At 34.6% G+C, this 22,483-nt stretch carries 18 protein-coding genes; 4 read left to right on the top strand and 14 right to left on the bottom strand.

All coding sequences use genetic code 11. The features are described 5' to 3' along the window. Window positions 1-33: 33 nt before the first annotated feature. The 5 genes from LY01_RS12600 to rfbB form a co-directional block, all read right to left on the bottom strand. Window positions 34-1,314 (bottom strand): nucleotide sugar dehydrogenase, encoded by a 1,281-nt coding sequence (locus LY01_RS12600; RefSeq protein WP_282957302.1) that lies wholly within the window; start codon window positions 1,312-1,314, stop codon window positions 34-36. A gap of 43 nt (window positions 1,315-1,357) precedes the next feature. Further along, on the bottom strand, window positions 1,358-2,326 hold the full coding sequence (locus LY01_RS12595) for an SDR family oxidoreductase (protein ID WP_104516215.1): 969 nt from the start codon (window positions 2,324-2,326) through the stop codon (window positions 1,358-1,360). A 144-nt stretch (window positions 2,327-2,470) separates the two neighbouring features. Then, the gene (locus LY01_RS12590) at window positions 2,471-3,865 is read right to left on the bottom strand and encodes a nucleotide sugar dehydrogenase (protein WP_104516359.1); all 1,395 of its coding nucleotides are present in this window, start codon (window positions 3,863-3,865) and stop codon (window positions 2,471-2,473) included. A gap of 129 nt (window positions 3,866-3,994) precedes the next feature. Then, a complete protein-coding gene (gene rfbA, locus LY01_RS12585; RefSeq protein WP_104516214.1) occupies window positions 3,995-4,876 on the bottom strand; it encodes a glucose-1-phosphate thymidylyltransferase RfbA in 882 nt (293 codons plus the stop codon). Between the two features lie 2 nt (window positions 4,877-4,878). Continuing rightward, window positions 4,879-5,922, bottom strand: a complete 1,044-nt coding sequence (rfbB, locus tag LY01_RS12580; protein WP_104516213.1) for a dTDP-glucose 4,6-dehydratase — start codon at window positions 5,920-5,922, stop codon at window positions 4,879-4,881. 258 nt (window positions 5,923-6,180) lie between these two features. Here rfbB and LY01_RS12575 point away from each other — a divergent pair, with 258 nt between their 5' ends. Together LY01_RS12575 and LY01_RS15170 are read left to right on the top strand one after the other, a co-directional pair. After that, a complete protein-coding gene (locus LY01_RS12575; protein WP_104516212.1) occupies window positions 6,181-7,479 on the top strand; it encodes an OmpA family protein in 1,299 nt (432 codons plus the stop codon). Between the two features lie 54 nt (window positions 7,480-7,533). Continuing rightward, entirely contained in the window at window positions 7,534-7,674 is a 141-nt protein-coding gene (locus LY01_RS15170) for a hypothetical protein (RefSeq protein WP_170034637.1), read from the top strand. Between the two features lie 346 nt (window positions 7,675-8,020). Here the strand turns inward: LY01_RS15170 and LY01_RS12570 are convergent, their stop codons facing one another. From LY01_RS12570 to LY01_RS12540, 7 genes are all read right to left on the bottom strand, one after another. After that, window positions 8,021-9,838 (bottom strand): DUF885 domain-containing protein, encoded by a 1,818-nt coding sequence (locus LY01_RS12570; protein ID WP_104516211.1) that lies wholly within the window; start codon window positions 9,836-9,838, stop codon window positions 8,021-8,023. A gap of 87 nt (window positions 9,839-9,925) precedes the next feature. Beyond that, window positions 9,926-12,001 carry a protein-disulfide reductase DsbD family protein gene (locus tag LY01_RS12565; protein ID WP_104516210.1) on the bottom strand — a complete coding sequence of 692 codons (2,076 nt, stop codon included), beginning with the start codon at window positions 11,999-12,001 and terminating at the stop codon, window positions 9,926-9,928. Next, window positions 11,998-13,326: a tRNA lysidine(34) synthetase TilS gene (tilS, locus tag LY01_RS12560; protein ID WP_104516209.1), complete on the bottom strand. Its 1,329-nt coding sequence runs from the start codon at window positions 13,324-13,326 to the stop codon at window positions 11,998-12,000. Before tilS ends, LY01_RS12565 begins: the two co-directional genes overlap by 4 nt. 9 nt (window positions 13,327-13,335) lie before the next feature. Continuing rightward, entirely contained in the window at window positions 13,336-14,652 is a 1,317-nt protein-coding gene (locus LY01_RS12555; RefSeq protein ID WP_104516208.1) for an anthranilate synthase component I family protein, read from the bottom strand. An 89-nt stretch (window positions 14,653-14,741) separates the two neighbouring features. After that, complete coding sequence (locus tag LY01_RS12550) at window positions 14,742-16,991, bottom strand: TonB-dependent receptor (protein WP_104516207.1); 2,250 nt, start codon at window positions 16,989-16,991, stop codon at window positions 14,742-14,744. A 127-nt stretch (window positions 16,992-17,118) separates the two neighbouring features. Further along, entirely contained in the window at window positions 17,119-18,519 is a 1,401-nt protein-coding gene (lpdA, locus tag LY01_RS12545) for a dihydrolipoyl dehydrogenase (protein WP_104516206.1), read from the bottom strand. A 160-nt stretch (window positions 18,520-18,679) separates the two neighbouring features. After that, the gene (locus LY01_RS12540) at window positions 18,680-19,975 is read right to left on the bottom strand and encodes an NAD(P)/FAD-dependent oxidoreductase (protein WP_104516205.1); all 1,296 of its coding nucleotides are present in this window, start codon (window positions 19,973-19,975) and stop codon (window positions 18,680-18,682) included. Window positions 19,976-20,097: 122 nt separating this feature from the next. On the opposite strand from LY01_RS12540, the gene LY01_RS12535 reads away from it, so the two are divergent. Together LY01_RS12535 and LY01_RS12530 are read left to right on the top strand one after the other, a co-directional pair. Beyond that, window positions 20,098-20,592 carry an RNA polymerase sigma factor gene (locus LY01_RS12535; protein WP_104516204.1) on the top strand — a complete coding sequence of 165 codons (495 nt, stop codon included), beginning with the start codon at window positions 20,098-20,100 and terminating at the stop codon, window positions 20,590-20,592. Between the two features lie 4 nt (window positions 20,593-20,596). Continuing rightward, entirely contained in the window at window positions 20,597-21,238 is a 642-nt protein-coding gene (locus LY01_RS12530) for a hypothetical protein (protein ID WP_104516203.1), read from the top strand. A gap of 96 nt (window positions 21,239-21,334) precedes the next feature. Here the strand turns inward: LY01_RS12530 and LY01_RS12525 are convergent, their stop codons facing one another. Beyond that, window positions 21,335-21,742 carry a hypothetical protein gene (locus LY01_RS12525; protein WP_104516202.1) on the bottom strand — a complete coding sequence of 136 codons (408 nt, stop codon included), beginning with the start codon at window positions 21,740-21,742 and terminating at the stop codon, window positions 21,335-21,337. Between the two features lie 95 nt (window positions 21,743-21,837). Then, window positions 21,838-22,428 carry a porin family protein gene (locus LY01_RS12520; protein ID WP_104516201.1) on the bottom strand — a complete coding sequence of 197 codons (591 nt, stop codon included), beginning with the start codon at window positions 22,426-22,428 and terminating at the stop codon, window positions 21,838-21,840. Between the last annotated feature and the right edge of the window lie 55 nt (window positions 22,429-22,483).

The following is a 22,483-nucleotide window of genomic DNA, read 5'->3' as shown; positions in this document are numbered from 1 at the left end:
GAGTAATTGAATAGATTAAAATAAAAAATACACTTACAATCTCTTATCTGCCTTATCTCCTAATATACCTTTCACATCGTAAATAGCGGCAACTTCTTTTGACAAACTATCTAAAGGAAGTTCTAAAAACTCTTTATGAGCAACTGCAAGGATGATAGAATCATAGGTTGTATCGTCTAATGATGTCAAATTACGCACCCCATATTCACGCTCTACTTCGTCAGGGTTTGCTAGTGGATCATAAATAGTCACATCTATACCATATTCTTTAAGGTTAGATATCACATCAATAACCTTTGTATTTCTTACATCTGGGCAGTTTTCTTTGAATGTAATTCCTAATACTAATGCTTTAGCATTCTTTACTTTAATATCCTTAGAAAGCATCAATTTAACTACCTCACCAGCAACATAACTCCCCATACCGTCATTCATTCTTCTACCTGCAAGAATAATTTCTGGGTGATAGCCTACTTCTTGTGCTTTTTGAGCTAGGTAATAGGGATCTACACCTATACAATGACCACCTACTAAACCTGGTGAAAAAGGAAGGAAATTCCATTTTGTGCTTGCAGCAGCAAGAACATCACTTGTATTAATTTCTAAACGATTAAATATTTTTGCTAGTTCGTTTACAAAAGCGATATTAATATCTCTTTGAGAGTTTTCAATCACTTTAGCAGCTTCAGCTACCTTAATGGTAGGTGCAAGATGTGTTCCTGCAGTAATAACATCTTTGTAAAGCGCATCTACTTCAACTCCTATTTCTGGATTGCTACCAGAAGTTACTTTTAGAATTTTTTCTACGGTATGCTTCTTATCGCCTGGATTAATACGCTCTGGAGAATACCCTACAAAAAAGTCTACATTGAATTTAAGGCCACTTACTTTTTCTAGAACCGGCACACATTCTTCCTCTGTCGCACCAGGATAAACGGTAGATTCATATACTACTATGTCTCCTTTTTTTAAGACTCTACCTACTGTTTCACTTGCTTTATAAAGCGGTGTAAGTATAGGACGGTTATTCTTATCTACAGGTGTAGGCACCGTAACTATATACACATTTGAGTCAGCTATATCTTCACTATTTGCAGTACAATACAAGCCATTCTCATCGCTTTTATCTTTTTTAAGTACTGCGGTAAGTACTTCATTTTCTACTTCTAGTGTGCTGTCTACACCAGTATTTAACTCTGCAACTCTTGGTTTATTGATATCAAAACCTATTACATTATATTTAGTTGCAAAAAGTCTAGCTAGAGGTAAACCTACATATCCTAAACCTATTATAGTTATTTTTTTTCTCATGATAACTTGGTTGATTGTTTTGCTTTCGCGAAAGCGGTATTAATAATTACAGATTAGACCAGTACCATTCTACTGCTTCATCTAGTCCAGCCTTCAAATTAAATTGAGGTTGATAACCTAATAATCTTTTTGCTTTATCAATAGAAGCCAAAGAATGAGGTACATCTCCTGCTCTTAAAGGACCATAAATAGTATCTACGTCTAAAATAGTTTTGTCATGCTTAGATAACGACTGTTTTAATAAATCGATCAACATATTAAGATCAGTACGATCCCCATAAGCAACGTTAAAAACGGTATTTACCGCTTCAGGATGATCTGCAAGCATCGCTTTTTCATTTGCTTGAATTACATTATCAATGTACGTAAAGTCTCTAGAATAGGTGCCATCTCCATTAATTGTAGGAGATTGTTTATTCATTAATTGCTTAGTAAAAAGGGGAATCACAGCAGCATAAGCACCATTAGGATCTTGTTTGCGACCAAAGACATTAAAATACCTTAAACCTATAGTATTTAAACCGTAGGTTTTATAAAATACATCTGCATAGAGCTCATTCACATATTTTGTGATTGCATAGGGAGATAATGGTTTTCCTATCACTTCTTCTACCTTAGGCATACTTTTAGAGTCTCCATAAGTAGAAGAACTCGCAGCATAAACCATTTTTTTGACACCTGCATCTTTACAAGCTACCAGCATATTTAAAAAGCCGCCTACATTAACATCATTAGAAGTTACAGGGTCTTTAATCGATCTAGGTACACTACCTAAAGCTGCTTGGTGTAATACATAATCTCTACCTGAAACTGCCTTATGACAAGTGTCTAGATCACGTATATCTCCTTTTAAAAAAGAAAAATTATCTTTTTCTTGAAGAGGTTCTATATTACTCATATGACCTGTAGCAAGGTTATCAAGACCTAACACATCGTGTCCTTTCCCAACAAAATATTCACAAAGATTACTACCTATAAACCCTGCAGCACCAGTAATTAGTATTTTAAATTTCATGTAAACCCCTTATTTTAATCTCTTTTAAAGAAATTAATGTTATTTTTTTTCAATTTGCAAATATACTAAGTTTTTCAAGAGAAATATGCTACGACCTTTAAGATAGTGTTACCATATCACATTTTCAAACTAAACACTTTAACCTTAACCTTTTCCTATAGTATAAACATCAAAACCTATTTGCTTCATTTTTTCATGATCTAGAAGCATACGGCCATCAAACAAAAATGCTGGCTTAAGCATGCGCTCATAAATATCTTTCCAATCATATTGCACAAACTCGTCCCATTCTGTTAAAACAGCTGTTGCGTGAGCGTTTTCCACAGCTTTCATAGGGCCGCTCTCTACTTTAAGCAACCTTCTATTCTCCTCATCGCTTCTAGTCCCTAAATAATTAAGGTCGCTGTAAATTTGCTCGCTGGTCACCTTAGGATCATAAACCGTAACTTCAGCCTGCTCATTCAATAAATAATCTGCAACATAGATAGCGGCAGACTCACGAGTATCATTTGTATCTTTTTTGAACGCCCACCCTAAAAGAGTGATCTTTTTTCCTGAAACTGTATTAAAAAGCGTCTTAACAATTTTCTTTGCAAATCGCCTTTTTTGATGATCATTCATTATTATCACTTGTTCCCAATAATCTGCAACCTCTTGCAGTCCATAAGTTTGAGCGATATAAACTAAATTTAAAATGTCTTTCTGAAAGCAAGAACCTCCAAAACCTACAGAAGATTGCAAGAATTTAGCACCTATACGGGAATCTGTCCCAATAGCACGAGCGACTTCATTAACATCCGCCTCAGTTACTTCGCATAATTCGGACAGTGCATTTATACTACTGACACGTTGAGCTAAAAAAGCATTTGCAGTAAGCTTAGATAATTCTGAAGACCATACGTTTGTTGTCAATATTCTTTCTTGAGACACCCAATTTGAATACACATCAACCAAAGCCTGTTGTGCTTTCTTACCTTTCTCTGTATTCTCAGCCCCTATAAGAACTCTGTCTGGATTCAATAAATCACTCACCGCGGTTCCCTCTGCAAGAAACTCAGGATTAGACAATATATCAAAATGAACCCCATTACCTGTATTATCTAGAATACTTCTCAATGCTTCAGCTGTTCTAACAGGCAAAGTAGATTTTTCAACTATTATTTTATCTGAAGTCGCTACCTCGGCAATTTGCCTAGCACACAACTCGATGTATTTCAAATCTGCAGCCATCCCTTTTCCTACACCATATGTTTTTGTGGGAGTATTCACAGAGATAAATATCATATCTGCATCAAGAATTGCTTGATTTACATCTGTAGTAAAGAATAAATTCTCACCACGAGTCTTTTTAACAAGGTCTGATAATCCAGGTTCATAAATAGGAATATTATTAACATCAGGATCGTTCCAAGAATCAATTCTCTTTTGATTAATATCTACTACGTTTACTTTTATATGAGGACACTTTGCGGCTATCATAGTCATAGTAGGACCTCCTACATAACCAGCCCCAATACAACATATATTACTTACTTTCATAATCATTTTCTTTACTTAAGGATCTTTTGTCAAAAATCGATTTCCATCTCCTAAACCTACAACCGATAAACAAAAGTAATTTGTTTTTATTACTCCTATCGGATAGATCATAGAAATATGACACTTATTCTATTTTTTAATACGTAAAACCACTTGCTTTATATAATCATAGTAATCTCCTTTCAAATCTTTAACCTGCAATTGCAATTCTTCTGGGGATATCCATTTTTGCATTAACGCTATTTCTTCTAAGCAAGAAATTTTGAGCCCTGTTCTTTTTTCTACAGCTTTAACAAACTCTGTCGCTTCTGTCAAAGCCTCATGAGTACCAGTATCTAACCAAGCAAAACCACGGCTTAAAATTTGCATATCAAGACATTCTTCTTTTAAGTAATACTGATTTACGGCAGTGATCTCTAGCTCTCCTCTTTTAGATGGCTGAAGTCCTTTAGCTATTTTTATAACTGAATTAGGATAAAAATAAAGTCCGACAACTGCATAGTTAGAGTTGGGGTTCTCTGGTTTCTCCTCGATACTCCTTACATTTCCTTGCTTATTAAAGGTCGCTACACCATAACGCTCAGGATCTTTTACATAGTTACCAAAAACAACTGCCACATGATCCTTCTCTACTTTTTGAACTGCGCGTTCTAATAAATCAGAAAAACCGGCACCATGAAAAATATTATCTCCTAGCACTAGTGCTACAGAATCATCACCTATAAAATCTGCTCCTAATATAAAAGCTTGTGCAAGTCCATCAGGACTAGGCTGTACCTTATATTCTATTCGTATACCAAACTTACTACCATCACCTAATAAGCGTTCAAAATTATGAATATCACTAGGGGTAGAAATTAATAGAACTTCCTTAATCCCTGCCTGCATAAGAACAGACAGTGGATAGTACACCATAGGCTTATCATAAATAGGTAACAATTGTTTACTGACCACTAGGGTTAATGGATGCAATCGTGTACCAGATCCACCTGCTAGAATAATTCCTTTCATAATTATTGGTATTGGTTTTTATAATAATCTTGATATGCTCCAGTCGTGATGTTCTTTAACCACTTATCGTTATTTAGATACCAGTTAATGGTGCGTTCTAATCCTTCTTCAAAATCAAGTGATGGCACCCAATTGAGTTCTTTACTTATTTTAGTCGCATCTATAGCATAGCGCAAATCATGTCCCGGCCTATCCTTTACAAAAGTAATAAGCTTTTCACTTTCACCCACCTCGTTGCTCAAAGCCTCGTCCATCTTCTTACAAAGCAACTTTACTAAATCAATATTTTTCCATTCGTTATGACCTCCTATATTATAAGTCTCGCCTTTTTTACCATTATGAAAAATAACATCAATAGCTCTGGCATGATCTTCTACAAACAGCCAATCCCTAGTGTAATTACCATCTCCATAAACAGGTAAAGGCTTTTCTTCTATGATATTGTTTATGAATAAAGGAATTAATTTTTCAGGAAACTGAAAAGAACCGTAATTATTAGAACAATTAGAGATGACAATAGGTAATTTATAGGTCTCTCCATAAGCTCGAACAAAATGATCTGAACTAGCCTTTGAGGCAGAATATGGAGAATTAGGATCGTAAGAAGTTTCTTCAGTAAACAAACCAGTTGCACCGAGAGAACCATATACTTCATCGGTGCTTATGTGATAAAAAACACCATCAGAATCTGTTTTGTGCTTTTTGTAGGACTCTAGTAAATTAAGAGTTCCTATTATATTAGTTTTTGCAAAGGATAAAGGATCTTTAATAGAACGATCTACATGAGACTCTGCAGCTAGATGAATAACACTATCAAATCTTAATTCTTCAAAAACTTTATCCAACTCCACCTCGTGCGTTATATCAAGTTTAAGAAAATGATAATTAGCAGCTTCTTCTAAATCTGTAAGACTTTCCAGATTCCCAGCATAGGTAAGCGCATCAAGATTATAAACCTCATATTGAGGATATTTATTTACAAATAAACGTGCCACATGCGACCCTATAAACCCAGCACCACCAGTAATCAATATTTTTTCACCCATATAATTTAAAGTATAATCTTATAACAGTTTCGTTTTCGCGAAAGCAAAATCAACATAAACAACAAATCTACAAACATCTTTTAACGAATAGTAATATATCCATACACAATTAAAACACATCATAATTACTCGATAGTGTAGTCAACACAATCAACCTCATTTAAAAAATACTTTAATTTTACAAAAATTTAAAACTTTAAACCAATGGTGTTTTCAATATATTTATATATTTGCATTTGAAAGCAAGTTAAAATACTTATGAAAAAATTAGTTACATTATCATTTATAGCACTAGGGTTTTTAACCTCTACTGCTCAGACTACAGAAGAAGTAGAATCTGTATCAAACGGACCAGACCTTAAACATTGGGCGATAGACTTCGGAGCTGGTGTTAACAAGCCAGTTAGACCAGTATCTAGTGGTGTATTTACTAATACACCGTCTCTTTATCAAGTAGACTTAGGTGTTAGATATATGTTCAATAACAAATTTGGTATAAATGCTGACTTTGGTTATGACAATATAGAAGGAGATAAGGAAAGTGTAGATTTCCAATCTGACTATTACAGATTTACACTAGAAGGTGTTGTTAATGCTGCAGAGGTGTTAGGAGCAAGAGAATGGACACAACGTTTTGGTTTATTACTGCATGGTGGTATGGGAGTTTCTTTCCTTAAAGGTTCAGAGCCTGTAGAAACTGGCACGGATCACATGCTTAACTTTCAAGCAGGTGTTACTCCACAAATTAAGTTAACTAATAGTTTAGCATTATTCGGAGATCTTTCTATTTTAGGTCACGTAAGACAAGACTTAACATTTGATGGTGTTGATAGAGGTACGTTAAGAGGTTTTGACGGTTTTCTTGTTAACGCATCTGTTGGTATTACTTTATACTTAGGATCTGGAGATACTCCAGCTGATTTTGCTGAAAGCCCAATCAACGCTAAAGTTGAAGACATCGCTGCTAAAATGGAGAAAATGGCTCAAGAAAATGGTGATGATGACCAAGATGGTGTACCAAACTATTTAGATAGAGACAACAATACTGAAAGTGGTGTACGTGTAGACAGTAAGGGTCGTGCAATTGACTTGAACAAAAACGGTATTCCAGATGATATGGAAAGCGCTTTAGATTCTCGTTTTGCTACACCTTCTGACTTACAAACTGCAATCGCTGGTAACAACGGTGCTAATGGTAACAATAAGAACCTTGTGAAGCAATTAATCAATGAAGGTTATGTAAATGTATATTTCAAGTTTAATAGTACTAAGCCAGCTACTTTCTCTTTAGGAGCTATTAATACTATCGTTCAATACATGAAAGATAACCCAAGTGCAACTGCTACTCTTACAGGTTTTGCTGATGAGATAGGAAGTCCTGCTTATAACAAAAACCTATCTGAGCGTCGTGCTAAGATGGTTAACGATGTATTAACTGCTGCTGGTATCGACGCAAGTCGTTTAAGCCATAATGGTGACGGTGAAGATGCATCTGTTGATAAGAACAGTGCTGAAGCTAGACAATTAGTAAGAAGAGTTACTTTTAGAGTTAACTAATATCACTCAAGTCATATTAAATTTAAAAGAGCCGCAAATTGCGGCTCTTTTTTTATGTCTAATTTTAAAATAGCCATTGAATTATCAAGGTTCTATATAGCTAAATATCAATCTACTTACTTACTTACTTACTTACTTACTTACTTACTTACTTACTTACTTACTTACTTACTTACTTACTTACTTACTGATTAATATGTTAAACATAGCTATAACAGACACCCCATAACATCAACATAGCCAATACCAATTCTTAAACTAGAATAAGATATATCATCTACCTACCTATCTACCTATCTATCGAATTCAAATAGCTACACAAATCATCTTATCAAGGCATCTTGTCATCACTTCATAAGGATAAATTATAAGTCTATCAAGCTATTCTTCTCATTGAACCAGTTAACTCGGTACCAAGCAGATTATCAACTTCTCATATTTACCTTCTTTAAATAAGAATTTAACAACCTATATTTAACATATAAAAAAAGGTTACCGAGCAAACGATAACCTTTTAACCATGTAATCTATACAAAAGCCATTACTGCTTTTTACTCTGTATGTATGCTTTTACTTGTTTTTCTAATACAGTTAATGGTAATGCTCCACTAGTAAGAATTACATCATGAAACTCCTTGATGTCAAAATCATCACCCAGCTCAGCCTTCGCCATTTTTCTTAAGTCTAAAATCTTATTCATACCAACTTTATAAGCAGTCGCCTGAGACGGCATAACTATATGGCGTTCCACCATCTTCACAGCATCTATCTCTGCATTAGGAGTATTAATTACATAATATTTAATCCCATCATCCCTACTCCATTTTTTGGTATGGATTCCTGTGTCGACAACAAGTCTACAAGCCCTCCACAACTCCATAGCTAATCTACCAAAATCACTATAAGGATCTTCATACTTTCCTATTTCCTTAGGTATCAATTCAGAATAAAGCCCCCAACCTTCTACATAAGCCGTATAGAAACTATGTTTTCTAAAATCTGGTATTCCTTCTAATTCTTGCGCAATAGCAATTTGCATGTGATGCCCTGGTATACCTTCATGGTAAGCTAAAGCTTCCATCTGATAACTAGGCATTGCTTTCATTTTATATAAATTAGCATAATAAGTTCCTGGCCTACTTCCATCGATAGCTGGCTGTTGATAGAATGCTTTTCCTGCACTTGCCTCACGGAAAGCCTCTACAGCTTTTACCTTAATATCTGCTTTGGGCTTCGTAATAAACAACTGGTCCAGATCTCCTTTCATATCTTCTATGATAGCAGTAGCTTCTTTAAGATACTCTGCTTTTCCAGAAGCATCATCACTATAATAAAACTGCTCATCTTCTCTCATAAACTTGAAAAAATCATGAAGGGAACCATCAAAATTCACTTTCTTCATAATTTCTTCCATTTCTCCATGTATACGCGCCACTTCAGAAAGACCTAATTTATGAATTTCATCTGCTGTCATATCAGTGGTCGTAGTTTGTTGTAAAGCATATTCATAAAACTCATCACCTTTAGGAAATTTCCATACACCATCTTCCAAAGTTGCTCTTTGTTGCTGATTTTCTAAAGTCGCTATTAATGTTTTATAACCTGATTCTACTTCGTTTTGAAGTGCCAGTACAGCTTCTTCTTCTAGTTGTTTTCTCTCTTCTGAAGACAGCTTTAATTTAGAAATCTTATTTAAAAAATCTTCCATTAACGTGCTGTTATTTTTACTATCGTTAAACGGATAGCCATCTATAACATTTCTACTGTCCTTTAGTACATGATGAAACACAAAGCGTGGCATCATAATACCATTATACTCTCTTAACTTTAAGTTCTCAGATAGTTGCTCAAAAAGTGGCTGGATTCCTTTTAATCTAGATATATACGCCTTAGCATCCGAAACGTTATCTATTCTGTGTTGATTTATTAAAAACGCAGGGATTTCAGACTGCATTCCGTGCATTTGATTTACTGGATAAGTATATAATCTGTAATCAAAGTTTGCGATTCCTTGTTTCTGCTTTTGATAATATAAATCATAACTCAATCGATCCTGGCCGGTAAGTCCTTCTTTATGAATAGAATCTCTTAAATAAGCTAACCTTCTTTCTGCTATCTTCTTAGATTCTAGCTCGTGGTCTGATGATATATCTGTCCACTTTCCATAATTCTCTTTGCTTCCCATAGAAGTTTGCATCTGTGGATCACGAGATAAATCTTCCTGAAATTGAACCGCTAGCCAGTCATTAAATTGGGCAGCTTTTTCTGTACTATTTGCTTTTACAAAAGCGGTATCTTTTCCTCCTTCTTTACAAGAAATAAGCAGCACCAGCGCTACTATAACTATTATTTGTTTCATAAATATATATTGAACCATAAAGATACTCTAACAAAAAAACCGATTCAAAATTGAATCGGTTTTTAAGATTTTTTTAAGGTTATTAAATTATTTTTTTAAGCCTTTCTTTAACCACGCTGCATATTCTTCAACATCTGGGGTATATGCGATGGGCTTATCTATATCATTACCATCTTTATCTTTTAAAACATATAACGGTTGTGCAGCAGTTTCATAGTTATTCTTTTGAAATTCCATCCATTTGTCGCCTATCGTTCTAACTTTCTTACCAGTAATTTCAGAAATGTATTGCTCCTCTTCAGGTAATTTATTTTTATCATCTACATATAAGGAAATCAAAATAAAATCATTTTTGAGCATATTAAGTATTAATGGATCACTCCACACTCGCTCCTCCATCTTACGACAGTTCACACAAGCCCAACCTGTAAAATCAACCAAAATAGGTTTATTTACCTTTTTTGAATAAGCTAGACCTTCGTTATAATCATGGAATGCAATAATATCATGAACAGCTAGATGCGCACCTTCAGGCACTTCTTCATTTGTCTCTAGCTTTGTATAGCCTACTCCATATGGAGATTCAGCATAATTTAGTGGTGGCGGGAATCCTGAAATTAATTTTAATGGTGCTCCCCATAAACCAGGAATTAAATAAATTGTAAAAGTCATAACAACCAGTCCTAAAAACAATCTACCTACAGATATACTACTATCTGGACCATCATGCGGCATTCTTATTTTACCTAAAAGATATAAAGAAAGACCTCCAAAAATCGCTATCCATACCGCTAAGAAGACTTCACGCTCAATAATGTGAGTTTGAAAAACTAAATCAGCAGCAGATAAAAATTTAAATGCTAATGCTAATTCTAAAAATCCTAAAACAACTTTTACCGTATTTAACCAGCCGCCTGATTTAGGCAAGGAATTCATCCATCCTGGAAAAATAGCGAATAATGCAAACGGTAAGGCTATCGCAAGTGAAAAACCGAACATTCCTATTACAGGAGCTAATCCACCTTTAGAAGCTGCTTCAACAATTAGAGAACCTACAATAGGTCCTGTACAAGAAAAAGATACGATTGCTAAAGCTAGAGCCATGAAAAAGATACCAGCTATCCCACCCTTGCTAGCTTTCTCATCTGCCTTATTAGCCCAAGACTGTGGTAATGTAATTTCAAAAGCTCCTAGGAAAGAAGCTGCAAACACCACTAAAATCAAAAAAAATGCGATGTTAAAATACACATTAGTACTTAATTGATTCAGGGACTCTGAACCAAAAATAGCTGTCACCACGGTACCCAACAAAACGTAAATAACGATTATAAAAATGCCGTATAAAATAGCATTTGAAATCCCTTTTGCTCTATTAGCACTTTGTTTAGTAAAGAAACTAACCGTAAGCGGTATCATAGGAAACACGCACGGTGTAAGAAGCGCTGCAAAGCCAGAAAGAAATGCAACTATAAAAATACCCCAAAGACTACGGTCTTCATCTTCTCCCTGAGTATCATCTTTTAATTCTTCGTTATTTTTTTTTTTAGTTTCTTCTTCTTTTACCTTTTCAGTATCTGTCGCAAGATTTTCATGATTTTTTTTCTCCTTAATAGAAGATGCGTCTGGCGCACCAGCAACTATAGGTTCTTTATCATCATCAAGATATTTTTCTATAATATCAAATGCTCCTGCAGGTATTACTGCATCAGGTTTTATTTTAAAACTCACGCCTTTATCTGTAGGACGCAAACACATCTCATCATCACAAGTTTGATAAAAAGCACTTGCAATTATATATTCTAGATCTGAATCTAAAACCTTTATCTTCTGTTTAAAAACAGCTATATCAGTAAATTCATATACATTAAATTCCCATATATCAGAATAAGCAGTGTAAGATCCTGTTTCTTTATTCTCTCCTATCAATTCTATTTTACCTTCTACATCATAGAAACTAATGCTGGTAGGTATAGGACCAGAATTCTCTTCTGGCAATATAACTTGAGAATTAATGTGCCAGCCAGGTTCCATGGTGGCAGTTGTAATTAATTCATATTCATTATCTGTCAACTTTATTACCTCACCAGACCATGAAACAGGATCTTCTTGGGCCGTTAATTGTAAAGAAACTAAAGCTATTAAAGCAAAGAGAAGTTTTCTCATAGTTTTATTGTTATTTCTATAATGGATTGTGTTCTACTCGTTATCGTATGGTGTTGACTGGCTCTTTTTCCTACCAGCCATATAAGGTCGTTACCACTTGTCAATACTAAGGCTTTTTCTCGTTTTAAAGAAGAGATTTTACTATCCGTTAATAAATCACTTATTAACTTACTTCCTTTCATTCCATATGGCTGCATGCGGTCTCCGTGCTGCCATGTTCTTAATATTAACGGCATTATTAACTTACTAGTGTCTATAAATAATTTATTCTTACTACTATTATTCTTCACATAAGTAAGTAAATCGTCATTCTCTATATGCTTTATTTCTAAACAGACCTCCGTGATCGTAACAGCTGTAGTTGTTTCATCAATTTCTATGTACACTTCATTGATATCATTTGCCTCAGAAAGAATTAAAACATCACGATCTTTTACCAACCTCATCTCACCAGATTTAATCGTTTTCCCATTCTCTGAATCTAAGAGTTTTACCGCGTCCTGTATATTAAAACGATAGTCTTTTAGAAGTTCAAAAAGATAAGCATCTGGTTTTAAAGTCTCTTTTAATAACTCGATATTAATTTCTAGGTTACCTGAGACTGTTTTAGTTCCACTTTCGCGAAAGCGTGCCACCTCAACATCTTGCATCATTTCTGAGTTTTTTAGATAGCTCAAAGTACTAGAAAAATTACCCTCGAGATGTGGTAACGCATCATGAAGTAAAGGAATTACATCGTGTCTTAATTTATTGCGTAAATATTTAGTAGAGCTATTACTACTGTCCTCACGCCACGCTATACGGTTATGTGTAGCATAATCATTTATCTGCTCTCTAGAAAAAGGCAATAAAGGTCTAGAGATAAAACCATTGCGCTCTCTTATCCCTGTAAGTCCATGCAGTCCCGCGCCGCGTCCTAGATTAATTAAAAATGTCTCTAATTGATCATCTAGATGGTGTGCCACTAGAATATGCTGGAACTTCTTATCTACAGCGATTTTATCAAAAGCATCGTACCTTAAGTCTCTAGCAGCCATTTGAATAGATATATTTCTATCTTGAGCTACTTGCGATGTATTAAAATGTAACACATGTAGTTTACGCTCCAAATTTGCAGCCATTTCTTCTACAAAAAACTGATCTCCATCACTTTCTGAATCTCTTAAATGGAAATTACAGTGAATGAGTTCAAAATTTAAGTCCAATTGATGTAGCAAATGAGCTAAAACCGTACTGTCTTTTCCACCACTTATTGCAACGGCAATAGATGTTGTAAAAAATTCTGGAAAATGGATTTGTATATGATTTTTAAACGCTGCTAGCATGGTACAAATTTAATCAAAGTACACGCCTTGTAGCGCTAGTACTTCTATTAATGCTTTGGCTTTTAAAAAACATTCTTCATATTCTTTTTCTGGTACTGCAGCTGCTGTTATGGCGCTGCCTACAGAAAAGGATAATGATTTGGATTTTTCATTATATAAAATAGTGCGTATAACCACGTTAAAATCAAAATCGTCTTGAGGTGTAAAGTAGCCTATTGCGCCACTGTACAGTCCTCGTTTAAAAGATTCATTTTGTTCAATGATTTCCATAGCACTTATTTTAGGCGCTCCGGTCATACTACCCATGGGAAATGTACTGGTTATAGCATCTATAGAATCATATTTACTATCTAGTTGCGACACTACTGTACTTATCATTTGATGTACTTGCTTAAAGGCGTACATTCCAAAAAGCTCTTCTACTTGCACACTGCCTTTTACAGCAGTTTTAGAAAGATCATTGCGTACTAGATCTACGATCATTACATTTTCTGATCGTTCTTTAGGATCGTGAAAAAGCAATTCCTTTAGCTTTTCATCTTCAACAAGATGAGCAGACCTTCTTGCGGTCCCTTTAATGGGTTGAGAAACCAACTGCCTATCTGTTTTCTTTAAATAACGTTCTGGGCTGGCACATATCGCATAGTGCTCATTAAATCTAGCATAAACAGCAAATGGTGGCTCGCTTATTTGATTTAATTCATGAAATGCTTTTTGAGTATCTAGCTCTACCTCTTGTGCATAAAACTGAGTGCAAAAATTTGCTTCATAAATATCACCTCTACGTATGTGATCTAAAAAAGTATGCGCTTTATTTAAATAATCTTCTTTAGTATCTCTAGCTTTTAAAGGCACTGGTCTTATTACTTTTTTAAACGAAGTAAGTGAATGAGTTTCTATCTTTGAGATTAGTTTTTGCGCCGCAGGTTGTGAGGTAATAAAAGAATGTAATTTTAGCTCATTTGGAGAAATCTCAAAAACTAATTCTGGTACAAAAAAGCTTAAATCTGGAAACTCTAGAAGGTCTTGTTTTTCTGTTTTCAGATATTCTAATTCATTTTTAAGGTCATAACCTAGAAAACCGAACATCCAGTCTTTATATTCTCTCTTAAAAGCAGCTAACTGTTCAAATGCCTTTCCTGTTTTACAAGTTATACTATCTATAGCACCTACACCTATAAGTGTTTCATAAGTATCATGTTTAAGATTACCCTGATTGCTTTCTAGATAAACGAGGTGTTTTTCTGATTTAAAAAACGACAGCAATTTCTTTTTAAAAATAGCAGCATCTTCTAAGGCAAAACGATGGAGTTCTCTTTGTTTCATGATCTAACAAAGGTAAGAGTTGTAGAGAAAGCAAAAAGCTATTTCTTACAGAAATAGCTTTTACTTAATTTGAAATATTTTAGATATTCTTAGAAACGATATTGTATACTACCCCTTAAAAAGAAAGGTGTTCCTGGTGTGAAATGAATCTCTTCTACAGATTGTGCCTCGCTAGCAAGTCTAGATTCTGTTGCAAACTGTGTTTCATTCCACTCTACATCAAATAGATTCTGTACAGCCATACCTAGTCTTAGGTTATCAGTAAGGTCATAGTTGACATTAAAGTCTGCTACAAAATAGCCCTCTGCAACGATGCTGTTATCTTCATTTGCTGCTCTATCACCTATATAACGATAACGCAATCCAGCATTAAATCTTTTATAATCTTTAAGACTGATACCACCTGTAGAAGTAAATTCTGGTGCTAGTGGTATATAATCTGCGCCGTCTGGCTCATTAATCGCCCTAGCGTGTGCATAATTAAGATTAGTATCTAAAAACAAGAAGTCTGTAAGCTGGTATTTTACACCTAGGTCAAAACCATAACGCTCTGTCTCACCACTAGGCTCTACAATACCTGCATCACCTACATAGACAAATTCTTGTTCTAAAAACAGGTACCACAACGCTCCATTAACCACTAGGTTATCACTAGCTTTCCATACAGTACCTAGATCAGATCCATATGATTTAGGTAAAATATCATCTGCTCCATTTTCTAATACTACTCTAGTATCATTACTGTGCATTCCTACCCCATTGTGCAAGTAAACTTTTACATTATCACTTACCTCATAATTAAAATTCAATTTAGGCAATAATGCTGTAGCAGTTTGTGACTGTGTATCAAAAGTTTCTGTTAAAGCATCTTTATAGACAAATTTGAATCGCTCTAATCTTAATCCTGCATCTATTAACAATTTATTTACCGATAATTCTGCACCCACAAAGAGTGAAGAATTGGTTTCATTGATATCACCTAATTGTATATTTTCAAGCGTTGTTCTTCTATTTAAAGTTCTTGATAATCCTGATGCATCAGTTCTATCATTTCTTAAACCAAAACCTGCTATAAGACTTAGGTCATTTGCACCTAGTTGAGTTTCATAAGAATATTTAGTTTTAAAACCAGCTAAGTCACGAGATTCTTGCTGCTGTATCTGATCTCCATTTATAGGATCTTCTAAGAAGAATGTAAAATTTGAATACAATAGAAAATCATAATGAGAATAAAACATGGTAGTTTCTAACTGTTCTTTATCACTTATGTCCATGTCATAATTAAGTACCACGTTAGTTCTAGATGTAGAACCACCTTCTGTGTCGTCTATAGAACCAAAACGGTCTATTAAACCACTATCTACAGCACGTTGTGGTATCTGTCCACTCGCGTCCCACTCACTATCAAAATGAGATAAACTTAAACTTAGTCTATTTCCTGAATCTGTAGTATGGTGTAATTTTCCAAATAGGTTGATTCTATCAAAATTTTGTGGGCTATCATACGGTCCATCAAAGGTTAAATACTCTGTAGCAACATAAGCTGTCGTATGAGCATTATCAACCAATTGTACCAGACCTAAATAACGCTGGTGGTTAAAATCACCTATCTCTACACTTATTTTGCTCTCGTCTAGATAACTTTTAGTTTTAAAATCTACGTGTCCTGCGGTAGCAAAGTTACCTACGCTCTCATCATAATTACCTACTCCATAAGAAATGTTATTGATAGTTTCTGGTATAAGAAAATGAAGGTCTGCATATCCTTGTCCATGTGCATGAGACACCATATTTACCGGCATACCATCTACATTAATAGCGATATCTGTACCGTGATCTATATCAAAACCTCTTAGAAAAATTTGCTCTGCTTTACCACCACCAGCATGTTGTCCTATAAATAGTCCAGGAACTGTTCTCAGGATTTCTTGAGAAGACGTTACAGGATTGATTTGTAAATCTACATTTGCTAGTACATTAAGTGTCTCTACATCGTTACTTATAGTAATCGCATCTAGATTTAAAGAAGATGGACTCAATGTAATTTGTAAAATATCTTTATGGTTAGTTACCACGATAGAACTCGCCTCATAACCTATATGAGAAAATCTCAGCTCTTCTTCCTGCTCCACATTGTCTATGGTAAAAAAGCCTTTGGCATTTGAATGTGTGTGTGTACCAGATTTTACATTTAAAACATAAACATCTTTTAATGGTTGTCCATTAATATCTTTAATAAAACCAGTAATTGTATGGGCAGCAATAAACTGTGTAGAAAAGAAAAAGGCAATAAATAATACCGCTTTCGCGAAAGCGGAATAAGAAAAAATAATTTTCATAAATCTGTTAAGTTAGTTGTACTAAATACGTAACTAGATCTTAAAGAGTTTGCTAATGAAATGTTAATAGACCAAAAAAAAGCCGATTCATAAAGAACCGGCTTAAATAAAAACAATGTTTTTAAATCTACATGTGTAGAGCTCTATCGTCAGTTGCAGCAAGCGCTGCTTCCTTAACAGCTTCAGAATAAGTAGGATGTGCATGTGACATTCTAGCTATATCTTCGGCACTGGCTCTAAATTCCATTGCAGTAACTCCTTCGGCAATTAAATCTGCCGCTCTTGCACCTATCATGTGTACTCCTAGAACTTCGTCTGTAGTTTTATCTGCAAGGATTTTTACTAATCCGTCGATATCTCCAGAGGCACGAGATCTACCTAATGCACGCATAGGGAATGATCCTGCTTTATATTCTACACCAGCTTCTTTTAATTCTTCTTCTGTTTTACCTACACTAGCTACTTCTGGCCATGTATAAACTACATTAGGAATTAAGTTATAGTTAATGTGTGGTTTTTGACCTGCAATAGTTTCTGCTACAAAAGTTCCTTCTTCTTCAGCTTTATGAGCTAACATGGTACCACGCACTACGTCACCTATAGCATAAATGTTAGAAACGTTAGTCTGTAAATGCTCATTTACTTCTACCTGTCCACGCCCGTTAATTTTAACTCCTGCAGCAGTAGCGTTTAATTTATCAGTATAAGGACGTCTACCTACAGAAACTAGACAGTAATCACCTTCAAAGGTAACTTCTTCTCCTTTTTTGTTTTTTGCAGTTACAGTAACTGTATCGCCATTGCGCTCTACTTTATTAACCGCATGAGATAAATTGAATTTAATTTTTTGCTTTTTAAGAACCTTCATTAATTCTTTAGAAAGCACTTTATCCATCGCTGGTGTGATACGGTCTGCATATTCTATAACAGTAACCGCAGCACCTAGTCTTTTATAAACCTGTCCTAATTCTAGACCTATAACACCACCACCTATTACGATCATGTGTTTAGGAATTTCTTTAAGAACTAGCGCTTCTGTAGAAGTGATTACTCTTTCTTTATCTAGTGTGATAAATGGTAATGTCGCAGGTTTTGAACCTGTAGCGATAATAGTATGTTTTGCTTCTATCGTCTGTGACGTCTCACCATCTATTTTTATGTGTGTAGCATCTACAAAAGATCCCATACCTGTAAACACATCGATCTCGTTTTTCTTCATCAAGAATTGTACACCATCACATGTCTGGTCTACAACTTTCTTTTTACGAGCGATCATCTTCTCAAAGTTGATCTTTATATCTCCAGGAATCTCGATACCATGGTCAGAAAAATGCTTCATAGCATCGTCATAATGGTGAGAAGAATCTAGAAGTGCCTTTGAAGGGATACAACCTACATTAAGACATGTACCACCTAAGGTATTATACTTTTCTATAATGGCAGTTTTCATGCCTAGTTGTGCACAGCGTATTGCGGCTACATAGCCACCAGGTCCAGAACCTATTATTGCTACATCGTACGTACTCATAAGAGTTGGGTTTTATTATACATTAAAGTATATCAAAGATACCAAAAACAAGGCTTAAACAAGGTGTGTTTTTGTATTAATGTACCACCTTTATCATTCAAAAGTTGATATAAATACAAAAAGTGACTATGAAAAGATAATGTACATCTATCAGTGACTATTACTTCAGTTTACTATTTATTTTTTTCTTTTGGTAAGGTCTTATTATTACTCTTGCAGCTCTATCAAAATTGAAATAGTTATAAATCCAATTGAGAAACACTACTAACCTATTTCTTACACCTACTAAGAAGTATAAGTGAACTCCTAACCAAGTAATCCATGCAAGAAAACCGCCTAGGGTAAAGTTTTTCACGTCTGCCACGGCTTTATTTCTACCTATGGTTGCCATGCTACCTTTATCGAGGTAAGAAAACTCCTTTAATGGCTGGTTATTTATTAAGCGTTTAAAGTTTTTTACTAGCAATTTACCTTGTTGTATTGCTGGTTGCGCAACTTGTGGATGTCCTTTAGGGAATTCTTCGGTTTTCATTAATGCAATATCTCCTATTGCAAAAATACCTTCATAACCTTCTACTCGATTCATTTTATCTACTAGAAAACGTTGTGAACGCTCATCCACGCTTTCTTCTCGCAGTCCTTTAATAGGATTACCTATTACTCCAGCGCTCCATATAAAAGTATATGCAACTATTTGAAGATCTGTATTAGTAAGAACGGTTTCATTTTCATAATTCTTAACCAATACATTGAGATGAATTTGCACTCCTAACTTTCTTAGGTATTTCTCAGCTTTTTGCGATGCTTTTTTACTCATACTGGCTAGCACACGATCTGAGCCATCTAACAAATGAATTTCCATTAACTCTGGATTGAGGTCTGGATAATCATTCTTGAGTACTCCTTTCTTAAATTCTGCAAAAGCACCAGCTAGTTCTACACCAGTAGGTCCTGCACCAGAAAGCACGATGCGCATTAATTTCTTTTGCTCTTCTACATCATTAGTTAATGTTGCTTTTTCTAGATTTTGCAGCATATAACTTCTTATGTTGAGCGCTTGTGGCACACTCTTCATTTGTAAAGAAGCTTCTTCTAGATCTTTATTACCAAAGAAATTTGTTTTTGTTCCAGTTGCAATTACCAGGTAATCATAACTTACATCACCTATAGAACTGCATACTATTTTCTTATCAGGATCTATGGAATTTACTTCACCTAATCTAAATAAGAAATTCTTCCTATCCTCCACCAGCCCTCGCAATGGGAATGCTATAGAATCAGGTTCTAAACCACTAGTGGCCACCTGATACATTAATGGTTGAAAATTGTGATAATTATGACGGTCTATAAGTACGACTTGAAAATTTTGTTTGGTTAGCTTTCGCGAAAGCGTAACACCACCAAAACCACCGCCCACAACAATTACTCGTGGTAAATCTGACTGTGGAATATTCATCTTATGAAGTTTTAACAAAGATAATTTAGAAAGAGTGATTTATCCTTTGATTAACATTCTTTTCTATAATTGTAACGTTTTAAAAAAAGAAAGGACTTATTAAGTAACCAAGCCAATTAAAAGTGAGTAAAAAACTCGAAGAAGAATTTGTTAAACAGCTAGAAGAGAATCAGAATATAGTCCACAAAATATGTAGACTATATACTAATGATCAAGATGCGCACAACGACCTGTTTCAGGAAGTAACCATACAGCTGTGGCGTGCCTATCCTAAATTTAGAGGTGATGCTAAATTCAGCACCTGGATGTATAGAGTTGCGTTGAACACAGCTATAACATTATATCGCAAGTCTACACGTAGGGTGAAGACACAGGATTATGATTCTGTCCAATTTAAAATCGCTGACAGACCAGAAGATGATGAGCAAATGGAGCAACTTACTTTACTGTACGGCGCGGTAAAACAATTAAATGATATAGAAAAAGCACTGGTTTTTCTATATCTAGAAGATAAAAATTACAGAGAAATAGCCGAAACAATGGGAATCTCTGAAGTAAATGCAAGGGTGAAGATGAACAGGATTAAAACGAAATTAACTAACATTATAAATCCATAAAATCATGGATCAACTAGATATACTTAAACAAAACTGGCAGTCGCAAACCGGTAATGCCCCTCAATTTTCTAAAGAACAATTAGGTGGTTTATTAGCTAGAAAATCAAGCAGTATTGTAAAATGGTTGTTTATTATCGCTATAATTGAGTTTGCGCTATTTATAGTCTTAGGCCTATTCTCCCATTTTGGAAATGAAGAGAACAATACTGTAGAATTAATAGGAAAACCGTTTTACTATGGTTCTATGATAGTCCACTATGTAGTGATTGTATTTTTTATATTTCTATTTTATAAAAATTATAAAAACATCTCTACATCGCAGCCTACTAGAAGTTTAATGAATAGAATACTCAAGACCAGGCGCACTATGAAGTGGTACATATGGTACAACCTGGTTTATATGATGGTAGTAGGAATGATAGGCGCGGTGCTGATTATTCCTAACGACCCTAGGATATCCGAAGTATTAAATTCGCCTAATTTCATAGGTCATGAAACTGCCTTTTATGCCACTTTCTTAGGTCTAACATTTGTTATGTTTTTAGTAATGTGTGTCATTATGTATCTTATTTATCAATTAATTTATGGAATATTATTACGTAAGTTAAAACGCAATTATAATGAGTTGAAACGTATGGAGGTATAACCCATCATTAAGTTCTGAAAAACAGTAAAGCTCGTTTATCTATTACTTAGAAACGAGCTTTATTAATTTAATAACCTTTCTAGCTACCTACACTATTTACAATTCTCTATTAAAGTAAACTTGTTTTTCCTCATTGAACTCTGTTGGTCTATTACCAGTCACATCCATTTGTAGTCTCATCTTATCATCACTAATAAATTGAGCAATACAGAGCATCTTTTTTTGTTTTCCTGATTCAAATTCAGTTAATATAATGTCTAATTGTATAGGAGTGGTCTCTTCAAAAATCTGGTAAGTCATGCTTACTCTTTTTCCATTTATTACAAAATCTTTACCTCCATAAGGATCATCGAGACTACCTAGCATCACATAACCCTCTTTATCAAATTCTATAAAACCCTTTTCTTTTTCATCTATCCACTTACCTATAAACTGATCTCTATCATTGATAGTGGTTAGGGATAAAAATGGAATGGCTATTAATAGTAATAAGAATTTCTTCATGATGTGGTTTTATTAGTTGCTACTATTTACGATAAAGCAAAAAAATGCGGCCTATGGCCGCATTTTTTTTTACTCTAATATGTTAATCAAATATTCTAGAATTTATATCCTACAGATAAATGTACAGTTCCTGGTAACTGACTTCTATCACTACCGTCTGACTCATTATCAAATATGTCAGAAAATCCGTAAGTAAAAGTACCTTTAAAGTAAAGGTTGTATTCTTTTAAGTCATAACCGAAACCTGCTGTACCAGCAAAGTTAGTATTAACTGTATCTTCTAATTCTACTGCATCACCGTCATCTATAGTAGCCTCTCCTTTAAGAAGGAAACCTATTTGTGGACCAAAATGAACACTAAAGTTATTAAATGCATAATATTTGAACTGTAATGGTACGTTGATGTATTGTAATTTTACATCAGTATCAGTACCTAAGCTGTTTGGAAATTCTTCACCTTCTACAGAATAAAGTAAACTACCTTCATAAGACCATTTATCTGCAAATGGTAGCTCTACTACTCCACCTATATGAAAACCAGTTCTATTATCTTCAAAACCACTACCACCTAGGTTGTCTATTTTTGAAAAATTCACACCACCTATAACACCATAGGTTACATCTTGGGCTGTTGCTGTAAAAGTTGCTAGAAACAAAGCGATTAAAGAAAAATAAATAGATTTCATTTGTTAGTTTTTGGAATGATTAGTTCAAATATATAAAAATGCTTTTGTTTATCAC

Source organism: Nonlabens xylanidelens (assembly GCF_002934445.1).
Lineage (GTDB): Bacteria > Bacteroidota > Bacteroidia > Flavobacteriales > Flavobacteriaceae > Nonlabens > Nonlabens xylanidelens.
The sequence above is the reverse complement of the archived record's forward strand: the minus strand, read 5'-3'. Positions and strand labels throughout refer to the sequence as shown.